This is a genomic window from Streptomyces sp. NBC_01431 (genome assembly GCF_036231355.1).
Classification (GTDB): Bacteria; Actinomycetota; Actinomycetes; order Streptomycetales; family Streptomycetaceae; genus Streptomyces.
On the sequence record NZ_CP109496.1, the window covers coordinates 7,367,439 to 7,379,634 of the forward strand.

A 12,196-nucleotide genomic window follows, 5' to 3' on the forward strand; every position below is an offset into this window, starting at 1 on the left:
AGTGGCCCTCAACTCGCCCCGTCACCCGGGGGTTTGTGCCGGGCGCCGGGGTGGCGCAGCCGGATCCAGGCGTCCCGGGCGTGACGTCCGGCGGACGTGCGGCTGCGGGCGACCAACGTGCGCGCGTCCTCGGCGGTCTCGACCATGGGCCCCGAACCGCGCAGCGGGCGCCCCGCCGTCTCGTGGAGGAAGAAGGTCGAAAGCAGTCCGACGGCTCCGGCCACCATCAGGTAGTACGCCGGGACCATGTTGTTGCCCGTCTGCTCCACCAGGGCGGAGGCGAACAGCGGGGTCGTGCCGCCGAACAGCGACACCGAGACGTTGTACGCGATCGACAGCGCGCCGTACCGCATCCTCGTGGGGAACAGGGCGGGGAGCGTGGCCGCGGCCGTGCCGGCGAAGGACACCAGCAGGAGTCCGAGGATGACGCACCCCAGCGCCGGCAGCAGGATGCCGCCCTGCCGGATCAGCAGGAACGCCGGGTAGGCGAGGGCGACCAGTGCGATGCTGCCGGCCATGAAGACGGGACGGCGCCCCCACCGGTCGGAGGAGTGGCCGACCGCGGTGATGCACAGCACCACGAGCAGCATGGTGCCGAGCACGAGGAGTTGGGCCGTGGTCTCGTCCTGGTGGAGCGTGGCGGTCATGTACGTCGGCAGGTACGAAGTGACCATGTAGTTGGTGACGTTGTACAGCAGGACCAGACCCATGCAGATGAGAACCGCGTGCCAGTGGCGGGTGAAGATCTCCCTGAGGCGCCCCTTGCCGGACTGGCGAGCCGCCTCCACCGGGTCCTCCGAGCGGTCCGCATGCGCCCTGCTCTGCGCGACTTCCTGCTGGAAGGCGGGTGTCTCCTCCAGCTTCAGCCGCATGTACAGACCGATGAGACCGAGTGGACCCGCCACGAAGAACGGGATGCGCCACCCCCAGCTCTCCAGGCCGTCGGTGCCGAGCGCCAGGGTCAGAACGGTGACGAGACCCGAGCCCAGCGAATATCCGACGAAGGTCCCGAAGTCCAGCCAGCTGCCCAGGAATCCGCGCCTCCTGTCGGGCGCGTACTCGGCGATGTACGTGGTCGCGCCCGCGTACTCGCCGCCGGTCGAGAAGCCCTGGACGAGTCGGCAGACGAGCAGCAGCAGGGGGGCCACGAACCCCACCGCCGCGTAGGTCGGCAGGAAGCCGACCGCGAACGTGCTCAGCGCCATCATGATCATGGTGGCGGCGAGCACCTTCTGCCGTCCGATGCGGTCGCCCAGCGGGCCGAACACGAGGCCGCCCAGCGGGCGCACGAGGAACGCCGCGGCGAAGGTGGCGAACGCCGAGACGACCTGGGCACCGGGGGAGCTGGACGGGAAGAAGACCTTTCCCATCGTTCCGGCCAGATAGGCGTACACGCCGAAGTCGAACCACTCCATGGTGTTGCCCAGGGCCGCGGCCGTCACGGCCCGGCGCACCTGAGGACGGTCGGCGACCGTGACGTCCTGCTCGCCCAGCGACCGCTTGCGCCGGCGCAGCACGGTGCGCAGCATCCGGTCGGTGGCTGGGTGGGACTGCCGTGCTCCCCGGCCCTGCCCACGGTCCGCGCCCGGAGTCTGGCGCCGAGAGGGATCCGTCACGCTCAGCCTCTCTGCCGGTCCTCGTGCTGGAGCTTCCCATCCTGCGCGTACGGACACCGGGCCGTCCTTTCCGGGTGACCCGTTCGGGGCACGGCGTGTGTCCCCACCAGGCCGCGCAACGGCATGCCGGGCGCGCTGTGAGCGTGCTGCCACGCGAACCTGGGGAAGGGGCGGTCCTGCGCGTCTGACGCGGGCTCAGCTCTGCTGTTTTGGGGCGGCCAGGCTTTGCAGTGCCCCGGCGAGCTGGTCCGCGGTGAGCGGCGGGGTGGGCAGGGGAGCCGCGGCCTCGGCGCGCAGGCCGGCGAGGAGCAGGTGGAGGTGGCGCAGCCAGGCGCCGGGGGCGGTCGTCATGGACGCGGGGACGACGCGCCCGAGGGCGGCCAGCATGAAGAGGAGGTCCTCTACGGTGACGTCGTCGCGCATGGCGCCCTGCTCCTGGGCACGGCCGATCAGCAGCGAGATCGTCTGGTGGTGGTGGGCTTTGAGCGCGTCCAGGGAGGGAATGTCCTGGATCCCCGTGGTCATCAGGTCGTTGGCGCCCCGGTCGGCGGCCAGGCCTTCGAAGATGTGCTGGAGATAGCGGACCAGGCCCTCCCAAGCGTCTTCGGTGTTCCGGGCCTCCTCGCCGCGGCGGATGGTGTCGTTGAGCGAGTCACCGAAGACCGCCTCGATGAGCGCGCCCCGAGTGGGGAAGCGCCGGTAGAGGGTGGCGTTGCCGACGCCCGCGCGACGGGCGATGTCGTCCAGCGGCGCATCCACGCCCTGCTCGGCGTAGAGCTCGCGGGCCGCGGCGATGAGCAACTCGCGGTTGCGCAGGGCGTCCCGCCGCAACGGGGCCCGGCCGTAGTCCGGGACCGGGCTGTCGTGCCGGGCCCGGTCGCTGCCTCGCCCCGGGCTGGCGCTCTGCGGCCCGCTGTCGTCTCCCGGCGTCGCATCGCCCCCTGCCGGTGTCCCGCCGCTGTGCCCAGCGCTCACAGTCCCTCACCACTCCCGCCGTGCGCCGGGTGGCTCTTCCGGCGCCGCCCGCGTGTCATGACCAGCACCCTAACAACAAACCGTGGACCGCTCCCCGGTTCGCTGTTAGGGTCGGGCGCCAAGTGGGGAATACTCCCCACTTAGTCCCGCCTCGCTTGGTGAGGCAGGGCCTGACCGAGCCATGGCCCAACGACGAAGGGACCAATCCGTGAGCACGATGCCCGCGTTCGAGACTCTCGCACCGGCCGGCACAGATTTCGCCGCCGACCCCTATCCCGTCTACGCCCACCTGCGCGAGCAGGGCGCGGTACACCGGGTGCCCACCGGAGACGCCGGTGACATCTGGGTGATCCTGGGGCACGAGGAAGTACGGAACGCGCTCACCGACGTCCGGCTCAGCAACGACGTCCGTCACTCCTCCCGCTGGACGGGCGACGGTGGTCACGCGATCGGCCGCAACATGCTCCAGACCGACGCGCCTGAGCACACCCGGCTGCGCAAGCTGGTCGCCGGGGAGTTCAGCGCCCGCCGGATCGAGTCGCTGCGCCCGCGCATTCAGCAGCTGACCGATGAACTCCTCGACGCCATCGCCCCGTTGGCCGGCGCCGATCTCGTGGAGTCGCTCGCGCGACCGTTGCCCGTAGCCGTCATCTGCGAACTGCTCGGTGTGCCGGCCGAGGACCAGGAGCCCTTCCGGGTGTGGTCCCACGACATGGTCTTCCCGCCCACTCCCCAGGCCGGCCTGACAGCGGCCAAGTCGATGACCGACTACCTCACCGGTCTGCTCCGCGCCAAGGACCGTTCGCCGGGCGACGACCTGCTCAGCGCACTCGTGCGGGCCCGAGACGCGGAAGGTGCCCGGCTCGGCCCGGAGGAACTGCTCGGCATGGCGTTCGTACTGCTCGTCGCAGGCCACGAAACCACCGTCAACCTGCTCTCCAACGGGACGTACGCCCTGCTCACCCACCCCGAGCAGTTCACCGCGCTGCGTGCGGACCGGTCGCTGCTCGAAGGCGCCATCGAGGAAATGCTCCGGTACGAGGGACCGGTGACGTCCTCGGCGTACCGCTGGGCCACCGAGGACGTGGAGATCGACGGTGTGACCATCCCGGCCGGGGAAGCCGTCCTGATCCTGCTGGGATCGGCCTCCCGGGACCCCCGCCGCTTCCCCGACCCGGACGAGTTCGACATCCGCCGGCCCCGCGCGGGCGGCGGCGCCGGGCACCTCGCCTTCGGGCACGGCATCCACCACTGCCTCGGCGCCCCGCTCGCCCGCCTGGAGGCCACGGTCGCCTTCACCGCGCTACTCGACCGCTTCCCCGACCTCGCGCTCGCCGCGGACCCCGCCGAACTGCCCTGGCGCCCCGGCCTGATCAGGGGTCTGGACCGGCTGCCGGTCCGATACGGCGCCCGCAGCTGAGACGCGAAGCCGACGCACCGCGCCCGCGGCCCTCGCTCATCCCCCAGCCCGGGTTTCGGTGGGCACCGCGCCGGGCCACAGGGTGGTTCCGAATCGGGTGGTGAGCTCGCCGCGGGGGAGGGGTGGTGGCGGTGTCCCCCGCGGCGAACCGGTGACGTCTCAGCCGTCGATGCGGTGCTGGGTCCAGAACGAGGTCAGGTCGGTGGCCGTCGCGGCCTGGGCGGCTGCCTTGAACTCGGCCGTCGTCGAGACGCCGTACCAGTGCGAAATGGCGTAGTCCTTCAGCAGTTTGGCCATGACGCTGTCACCGAGAACGCGTCGCAGGTCGTGCAGGGCGCACTTGCCGTAGTCGTAGACGACGGTCGAGTAGCGGGAGGAGTTGGCGTCCCAGTAGGCCATCGAGTTGGTGATCTTCTCGCTGCTGGAGGCCCAGGAGACGCTGCTCCAGCAGTTGGCGCCGGTCTTGTTCAGCGCCAGGTCGGTGGCGTAGTCGGTGAACGCCTCGTCCAGCCAGGGGCTGTTGTACTCGTCGTCGCCGACGATGCCGTACCACCACTGGTGCCCGATCTCATGGGTGAGGGCCGTGGTACTGACCAGATCGAGGACGAACCCGGGGTACTCCATGCCGCCGAACCAGAAGTTGTTGTCGAGTACGGCGTCCAGCTCACCGTACGGGTAGGCGCCGAACCTGGCCGCGTGGGCATCCACGGCCGACTTCGCCGTGGTGAGCATCGACTGGGCGCTGGCCGAGCTGATGCCCGAGACGGAGTAGACGTTGACCGGGGTGCCGGCCGCGGAGGTGCCGGAGATCTTGCTGAAGGGGCCGGCCGCCCAGGCGAAGTCACGGACCTTGGAGGCAGTGGCGGTGGTGATGGTGCGGCCACTGGACCCGGGGGTGTCGGCCGAGATGCCGGTGGCCGGTATCAGCAGGCTGCTCGGGTGGTCGAGGGCGACCTTGAAGTCGGCGGCCAGGGAGTAGAAGGACTCGCCGTTGTTCGTGTACGGGTCGAGGTGCCAGCCCGCTCCGTCCTTGACCGCGAGGACCGGCAGGGCGTTGCCGATGAAGCTGAAGGCCCCGTCGGACCCGAAACGGTCGGCGCCGCTGGGCACGGTGATGCCCAGGTCGAAGCCGATGGTGGCGGACTGACCCTGGGCCAGCGGCGTTGGCAGGCCGACTTCGAGAGCCGTGCAGCCCACCGAGAGGTTGCCCGCGGTGCCTCCGGTGAGGTTGCCGACCGTGATCGGCATGGCGGAGCAGGTGCCGTGGTAGTTGTCCCACAGCCTCAGGTAGACCTCGCTGAGCGCAGTGGACGAGGCGTTGGTGAAGGTCACGCTCTCGTGCCCGGTCCACCCGGTGCCGTCCGCGTTGCTGCTGAGACTGACGTTGTACGAGGGTGCGGCCGGGGTGCGGGTGGAATCGCCGGGCGGGGTCGAGCCGCCGGAGGTGTTCAGGGCGACGTCGTCCACGACGAAGCTCGTCTGGAGGCTGGAGTCCTCCGTGCCGGTGAAGCCGATGGTCACGGTCTGCCCGGCGAACCCCGACACGTCGAACGACTTCTGTGCGTAACCGGTGTTCTCGTCGAGGTTTGAGTACGTGGCCAGCGTCGTACTGCCGATCTTCGCCGTCAGCTTGTCGTACGCGGTGGACGACGTCGTCTCGTCGGTGTCGATGTGCAGCCAGAAGGTGAGTGTGGCGGTGCTGCACCCGGACGGGATGGTGACGCTCTGGGAGAGGGTGTCGGTGTGCGTGCTTCCGACGCCGTTGAGCCAGGCGAAGCTGCTGCCGCTGTGGGCGCTCTGTCCGGCGCGGTTGGTGATCACACCGCTCGACGACTGGCTCCAGGGCGAAGTGCCGCTCTCGAAGCCGCCGTTGGAAACCAGCTGGGCCGGGGAGCAGGCTGCGGCGCGCGGGGCCTGCTCCTGTGCGGCCGCCGCCGGGGTGGCGGGGAGGGAGACGGCGGCCAACGCGGCGACGGCACTCGCGGTCGCGGCGAGGGCCTTGTGGGGGGTGGATCTCACACGAAACTCCTTTGCGGCGGCCGGGATTCTCCGGCCTGCTCGGTGGCTGTTGGCCGGCCTGGGTGTGCCGGACACAGCCGAGGGCTGCGCGTATCGCCTGCGCGATCGCTGAGGTGAGACTTCTGCTGTCGTCCTGAGGACAGGGCGACAGTGGGAAGCGTCGCAGCATTGACCGAGTCATGCCAATAGTGGAGCTTGAAGTGTTCGGGCTCGGGCCGGTGTTGGTGCCGCGGCGCTCCCACCACCCGATGGCGAGGGTGGAAGCGCCCCAAATCCCTTAATTTCAGGCCTGGTTGACGCACGGTACGGCGCGACACGGCGTAGTAGCAGGTCGGTTGGCCCGGTCGCGATTCGTGACAATGGCCGTCTACGCCGCCCCGTACGTCACACCGTGGTGGCGCCCCCGGTTACATCGCCCGGTCGAGGAGGGCGAGCAGTTCGCGCCAGTGCCGGTCCTCCGCGGCGGGGTTGTGGGCGGAGGTGTCGGCCTGGGTGAAGCCGTGGTGCGCGCCCTCGTAGACCTCGCTCCGGTGGCGGACGCCCGCGGTCTCCAGCGCCTTGTCGAGGAGGTCGATCTGCTCGGCCGGATTCGACCTGTCCTGGTCGGCGTGGCCGAAGTACACCTCGGCCGTGATCCGATCGGCCAGCAGGTGCGGGCTGTCCGGTGACTCGGTGGCCAGCCGCCCGCCGTGGAAGCCCGCCATGGCCGCGACGCGCTCCGGGTACGTTCCCGTGGTGCGCAGTGCGAGGCCCGCGCCCATGCAGTACCCCGTGATTCCGACCGGGCCGTCGGCGACCAGCGGGGAGGCGGCCAGCCAGTCGAGATAGGCGCCGGCGTCGCGCATCGCGAGCTCCGGGGTGAGGCTCTGCACGATCGGCATGATCCGCTGGAAGATGTCCGGCCGCTCGGCGGTGTCGATGAACTCGGGCAGTTCGAGCACAGGGGCGTGGCCGTGGCGGTAGAAGACGTTGGGGACCAGCACGGTGTATCCGGCCGCGGCCAGCCGGTCCGCCATCTGCTTCAGCCAGGGGCGGAGCCCGAAGGCGTCCATGTAGAGCAGGACCCCGGGGTGCGGGCTGCCGTCGGCCGGATGGCTGAGGTAGGCGTCGGCGACGCCATCGGGTGTGGTGATGTCGAGGGACGTACTGGCCACTGAGGGCATGGTCACGGTTTGCTTCCTTCTCATGAGCTATGGGGAAGAGGAGGTTGTCAACGCTTCGACGGTCAAGGGTAGTTCGCCTCTTGGTGGTGCTTGGGCCGTGGCGTCGTCAGCGGGGCCGCAGCCGCGCTGACGAGTCACACCACAAGAGCCCCTGCGCGCGGGGCCCGGCGCCCCCGGGCCGATGCGGGTGGGAACGACTACGGGCACGCGGCGCACCGGGCCGCTTGGCGCGGAAGGTGTCCTACGGTGGTGGGCAACGGCCGGCCTCCCACCAAGGACATCCCATGAGCGACGATCCGGTGCGCATCGTTGAAGCGGCATTCCGGTACTTCCGGTCACAGGACCGCGAGGCGGCTCTGCCCCTCTACGCCGACGACTTCACCTTCACCAGTCCCCAGGACGATCACATCGACAGGGCGGCGTTCTTCGAGCGCTGTTTCCCCACCGCCGACCGGTTCAGGGAGCAGCGGCTGCTGCACATCACCCCCGGGGACCGGGAACTCGTCTTCGTCCACTACGAGTACGAACTCGCCACAGGCGACCGGTACCGCAACGTCGAGACGATCACGGTGCGCGACGGACGCATCCAGGAGGTCGAGGTCTTCTTCGGCGGCAAGGTGTGACCCGGCCACGGACCGGAGCCGTTGCGGACCACCGCCCGGCACGGGAGCTCACCGGCGCCCCGGCTCTCGGCTCACCGGCTTGCCGGCACCGCCTTCTCGTCGCGTGCAGGATCCAGCCGCCGGGCGGTCACGGGCCGGAGGCGTCCCGGTCGGGGAGACCGGGGTCCCGGTCCGGGAGTTCGTCGGCCCGCGAGGCGGCGCCGGTGATGTTGCGAGCCATGCCCCCGAAGACCACGGAGTGGAAGGGCGCCACGCTCCACCAGTACAAGTGCCCCAGGAGCCCGTGCGGATGGAACAGCGCGCGCTGGCGGTAGACGGCGCGGCCGTTCGGGCCCGGCTCGCAGTACATCTCCAGCCAGGCCAGCCCCGGCAGCCGCATTTCGGCGCGCAGCCTCAGCAGATGACCCGGCTCGATCTCTTCTACTCGCCAGAAGTCCAGCGAGTCGCCCACGCGCAGCCGGTTCGCATCGCGGCGGCCACGACGCAGGCCCACCCCGCCCACCAGACGGTCGAGCCAGCCGCGCACGCTCCAGGCGAGTGGGAAGGAGTACCAGCCGTTGTCACCGCCGATGCCCTCGATCACCCGCCACAGTGCCTGCTGGGAGGCGTCGGTGGGCAGTTCGCGGCGATCCGTGTAGAGGCTGCCGCCCGCCCAGGCCGGGTCGGTGGGCAGCGGGTCGCTGGGGGCGCCGGACAGGGAGGCGGACGACCAGCGGGTGGTGACCTGGGCCTCGCGAACCCGCCGTAGAGCCAAGGCCAGTGCCTCGTCGAAGCCGACCGGAGCGCCGGGCGGATCGGGCACGTACCGCTCGATGTCGTGCTCGTGGCAGACGACTTCGTGGCGGAGCGACTCGGCCAGTGGGCGGGCCAGGCCGCGTGGTACGGGCGTGACCAGGCCGATCCAGTGACTGGACAGACCAGGGGTCAGCATCGGCACGCGCAGGATCAGGCGGTGGGGAAGCCCCGCGACGCGGGCGTAGCGGTGCATCATCGCTTCGTAGGTGAGAACGTCGGGGCCTCCGATGTCGAACCACCGGTTGACGTCGTCGGGCATCGTGGCGCTGCCCACCAGGTAACGCAGCACATCGCGCACCGCGATCGGCTGGATCCGGGTGCTCACCCAGCTCGGGGTGACCATGACGGGAAGCCGCTCGGTGAGGTAGCGCAGCATCTCGAAGGACGCCGAACCGGAGCCGATGATGACCGCCGCACGCAACGCCGTCGTTGGCACGGGGGACTGGAGAAAGACCTCACCGACTTCGGCGCGCGAGCGCAGGTGCGGGGAGAGGTCGTGCGGTGGGACGTCCGCGGGCACGAGACCGCCGAGGTAGACGATGCGCCGGACGCCCGCAGCGTGTGCCTGGGCGGCGAAGGCGCGGGATGCCTCGCGGTCGGTCGCCTCGAAGCCGGAGCCGGTCCCCAGAGCGTGGACCAGGTAGTACGCGACATCGATCCCCCGCATCGCGCCGGTGAGCGACGCTGCGTCGGTCACATCGCCGCGCACCACCTCGACATCGCCGGCCCACGGGTGGTCACGGAGCTTCTCGGGCGATCGTGCCAGGCAGCGCACGTGATGCCCGGCGGCGAGGAGTCCGGGGACCAGCCGACCCCCGATGTAACCCGTCGCGCCCGCCACCAGGCAGTGCAGCCGGGGTGCGTCTCCGCTTGCCATGAGTGCCTCCGACTCCGGCGGCCTCGGCTCGGCACGCCACGTGTGAACGCGATCCTTCCAGCCGGAGGGGGTCGGCCGCCGCAGGCCCGCAGGTGGTGGGCGGGTCGAACGGGTGGCTCTTCGAGCGAGACCGGGGCGTCACGGTCGCCGACTCGCGCGGCGGTTCCGGGCGAGCTGGTGCGGAGGTTCTGGCCGAGGTGGCCGACGCTCCGTACGACGAGACCGGGGCATCGCGGTTGCCGCCTTGCGCGGAGGTTCTGGCCAGGTGGCCGACTCCCCGTCCGAGCGGCGCGCGAACTTCTTGAGCCGGTCAACGAGAAGACCGCCGACAATCGCCCATGCCCCCTGCGGGGCCACCGCCGCTCGGCAGTCAGCCGTGCTGTTCGCCGTCGAAGTGCCAGGCCGCCAGGTCGCGGTAGCGGATCGGTTCGGGTCCGCGGCCGAAATTGCTGACGACCAGGTGCAGCCGTTCGGCCCGCCAACGGCGGCCGACGAATCCGGCGAGCCCGGCGGCGGTCTCCACCGCCGAGGAGGGGTCGTCCCGGCGGGCGCGGGCCAGCGTCAGATGGGGGCGCAGCGGCCGGTCCTCGAAGGCCACACCGCAGTCCTTGACGATGCCGCGCACTTCCGCGGCGAGCCCGTGCAGCCCTTCGAGGTCCCCCTCGATCCCGGTCCACAGCACCCGCTCGTCGAAGTGCCCGCCACCGCGCAGCGCCAGCTCGACGGGACGGCGGGCGCCGGCCAGCTCCGCGAGTGGCGGGCGGAGCAGCGCGATGGTCGCGACCGGAAGCTCACCGAGGAACGCCAGGGTGATGTGCCAGTCCTCGATGCGGTTCCACCGCATGCGCGGGTACGCCTCGTAGGCAGAGCGCAGTTCCCGCGCCAGCCCCTCCTTCGCCTCGTCCGGCGGCGCGAGGGCGATGAACGCGCGGACGGTCGCGGACTGAATGTGCTCGTTCACAAAAAGGACTCCGTGCCGTATCCGGATGCATCAGCCGTCGCCCGCTTCGTACGGGGCGTACGCCGCCACTATGCAACGCGGGCTCCCCGGCCCTTTGCCCGGCCCGGGAAACAGCAGAGGCCGGCTCGTCGCCACGGGGGCGTCGAACCGGCCTCTGCTGGTACTGGGATCTCCCCGAGCCTTCGTCCGTGGCCCGGCGGAGGGGTCAGTCCGTGCCGAACTCCATCGCGGCGCGGTCCAGCATCTGGTCGTCGTCGGAGACGTCGCCGCGGGAGGCGATGGCTTCGGCGCCGCCCTCGGGCATCTCCGGCATGGTGCCGATCAGGCCGGTCGCGGCCGCCTGCGAGGCGCCGACGACCGGGCTGCCGGTGCCGATCAGACCGAGGCCGACGTACTGCTCCAGCTTGGCGCGCGAGTCGGCGATGTCGAGGTTGCGCATGGTGAGCTGGCCGATCCGGTCCACCGGCCCGAACGCGGAGTCCTCAGTACGCTCCATCGACAGCTTGTCGGGGTGGTAGCTGAAGGCCGGTCCCGTCGTGTCCAGGATCGAGTAGTCCTCACCGCGCCGCAGCCGCAGCGTGACCTCGCCGGTGACGGCCGCGCCGACCCAGCGCTGCAGCGACTCCCGGATCATCAGGGCCTGCGGGTCGAGCCAGCGGCCCTCGTACATGAGGCGGCCCAGGCGCCGGCCCTCGGTGTGGTACTGGGCGAGGGTGTCCTCGTTGTGGATCGCGTTGACGAGGCGCTCGTATGCCGCGTGCAGCAGGGCCATGCCGGGCGCCTCGTAGATGCCGCGGCTCTTGGCCTCGATGATCCGGTTCTCGATCTGGTCCGACATGCCCATGCCGTGGCGGCCGCCGATGGCGTTCGCCTCCATCACGAGGTCAACGGGGGAGGCGAACTCCTTGCCGTTGACCGTCACCGGGCGGCCCTGGTCGAAGCCGATCGTCACGTCTTCGGTGGCGATCTCGACCGAGGGGTCCCAGAACTTGACGCCCATGATCGGGTCGACGGTCTCGACGCCCGTGTCGAGGTGCTCCAGGGTCTTGGCCTCGTGGGTGGCGCCCCAGATGTTGGCGTCGGTGGAGTACGCCTTCTCCGTGCTGTCGCGGTAGGGCAGGCCGTGCGCGAGCAGCCACTCGGACATTTCCTTGCGGCCGCCGAGCTCGGTCACGAAGTCCGAGTCGAGCCACGGCTTGTAGATCCGCAGGTGCGGGTTGGCGAGCAGCCCGTAGCGGTAGAACCGCTCGATGTCGTTGCCCTTGAAGGTCGAGCCGTCGCCCCAGATCTGCACGTTGTCGTCGAGCATCGCCCGGACCAGGAGCGTGCCCGTGACGGCGCGGCCGAGCGGCGTGGTGTTGAAGTAGGCGCGCCCACCCGAGCGGATGTGGAACGCCCCGCAGGTCAGCGCGGCAAGGCCCTCCTCGACCAGCGCCGCACGGCAGTCGACCAGGCGCGCGATCTCGGCACCGTAGGTCTTGGCGCGGCCGGGCACCGAGGCGATGTCGGGCTCGTCGTACTGGCCGATGTCGGCCGTGTAGGTGCACGGGACGGCACCCTTGTCGCGCATCCAGGCGACGGCGACGGAGGTGTCGAGACCGCCGGAGAAGGCGATGCCGACGCGCTCGCCGGCGGGCAGGGAGGTGAGGACCTTGGACATGGGAAAAGTATGCATGATCTCGCATGATCATGCAAGCCGCTGGCCGGGGCTCGTCCCGGTCGCGGTCGCGCACCGCGCGGTCCCCAC

9 protein-coding genes are annotated in these 12,196 nt (G+C 70.6%); 2 read left to right on the forward strand and 7 right to left on the reverse strand.

Features of this window, described 5'->3' with window-relative positions; genetic code table 11:
• Window positions 1-8: 8 nt before the first annotated feature.
• The gene (gene proP / locus OG522_RS33655) at window positions 9-1,529 is read right to left on the reverse strand and encodes a glycine betaine/L-proline transporter ProP (RefSeq protein WP_329467836.1); all 1,521 of its coding nucleotides are present in this window, start codon (window positions 1,527-1,529) and stop codon (window positions 9-11) included.
• Between the two features lie 282 nt (window positions 1,530-1,811).
• Window positions 1,812-2,447 carry a TetR/AcrR family transcriptional regulator gene (locus tag OG522_RS33660; protein ID WP_329467837.1) on the reverse strand — a complete coding sequence of 212 codons (636 nt, stop codon included), beginning with the start codon at window positions 2,445-2,447 and terminating at the stop codon, window positions 1,812-1,814.
• A gap of 361 nt (window positions 2,448-2,808) precedes the next feature.
• Between OG522_RS33660 and OG522_RS33665 the strand changes: the two genes are divergently transcribed.
• Window positions 2,809-4,011, forward strand: a complete 1,203-nt coding sequence (locus tag OG522_RS33665; RefSeq protein ID WP_329467838.1) for a cytochrome P450 family protein — start codon at window positions 2,809-2,811, stop codon at window positions 4,009-4,011.
• Window positions 4,012-4,170: 159 nt separating this feature from the next.
• Here the strand turns inward: OG522_RS33665 and OG522_RS33670 are convergent, their stop codons facing one another.
• A complete protein-coding gene (locus OG522_RS33670; protein WP_329466826.1) occupies window positions 4,171-6,030 on the reverse strand; it encodes a M1 family aminopeptidase in 1,860 nt (619 codons plus the stop codon).
• Window positions 6,031-6,437: 407 nt separating this feature from the next.
• A complete protein-coding gene (locus tag OG522_RS33675; protein WP_329467839.1) occupies window positions 6,438-7,193 on the reverse strand; it encodes a dienelactone hydrolase family protein in 756 nt (251 codons plus the stop codon).
• A gap of 284 nt (window positions 7,194-7,477) precedes the next feature.
• On the opposite strand from OG522_RS33675, the gene OG522_RS33680 reads away from it, so the two are divergent.
• Complete coding sequence (locus OG522_RS33680; protein WP_329466827.1) at window positions 7,478-7,816, forward strand: nuclear transport factor 2 family protein; 339 nt, start codon at window positions 7,478-7,480, stop codon at window positions 7,814-7,816.
• A 127-nt stretch (window positions 7,817-7,943) separates the two neighbouring features.
• Here OG522_RS33680 and OG522_RS33685 read toward each other — a convergent pair whose 3' ends face one another.
• From OG522_RS33685 to argG, 3 genes are all read right to left on the reverse strand, one after another.
• Complete coding sequence (locus OG522_RS33685; RefSeq protein WP_329466828.1) at window positions 7,944-9,488, reverse strand: SDR family oxidoreductase; 1,545 nt, start codon at window positions 9,486-9,488, stop codon at window positions 7,944-7,946.
• 370 nt (window positions 9,489-9,858) lie between these two features.
• The gene (gene thpR, locus OG522_RS33690) at window positions 9,859-10,449 is read right to left on the reverse strand and encodes an RNA 2',3'-cyclic phosphodiesterase (RefSeq protein WP_329466829.1); all 591 of its coding nucleotides are present in this window, start codon (window positions 10,447-10,449) and stop codon (window positions 9,859-9,861) included.
• A 205-nt stretch (window positions 10,450-10,654) separates the two neighbouring features.
• Window positions 10,655-12,109 (reverse strand): argininosuccinate synthase, encoded by a 1,455-nt coding sequence (argG, locus tag OG522_RS33695; protein WP_329466830.1) that lies wholly within the window; start codon window positions 12,107-12,109, stop codon window positions 10,655-10,657.
• Window positions 12,110-12,196 lie beyond the last annotated feature (87 nt).

Coding starts and splice junctions, on each gene's coding strand:
- proP (WP_329467836.1), bottom strand. CDS start 1,529: ATGCTGCGCACCGTGCTGCGCCGGCGCAAGCGGTCGCTGGGCGAGCAG.
- OG522_RS33675 (WP_329467839.1), bottom strand. CDS start 7,193: ATGCCCTCAGTGGCCAGTACGTCCCTCGACATCACCACACCCGATGGC.
- OG522_RS33685 (WP_329466828.1), bottom strand. CDS start 9,488: ATGGCAAGCGGAGACGCACCCCGGCTGCACTGCCTGGTGGCGGGCGCG.
- OG522_RS33680 (WP_329466827.1), top strand. CDS start 7,478: ATGAGCGACGATCCGGTGCGCATCGTTGAAGCGGCATTCCGGTACTTC.
- argG (WP_329466830.1), bottom strand. CDS start 12,109: ATGTCCAAGGTCCTCACCTCCCTGCCCGCCGGCGAGCGCGTCGGCATC.
- OG522_RS33665 (WP_329467838.1), top strand. CDS start 2,809: ATGCCCGCGTTCGAGACTCTCGCACCGGCCGGCACAGATTTCGCCGCC.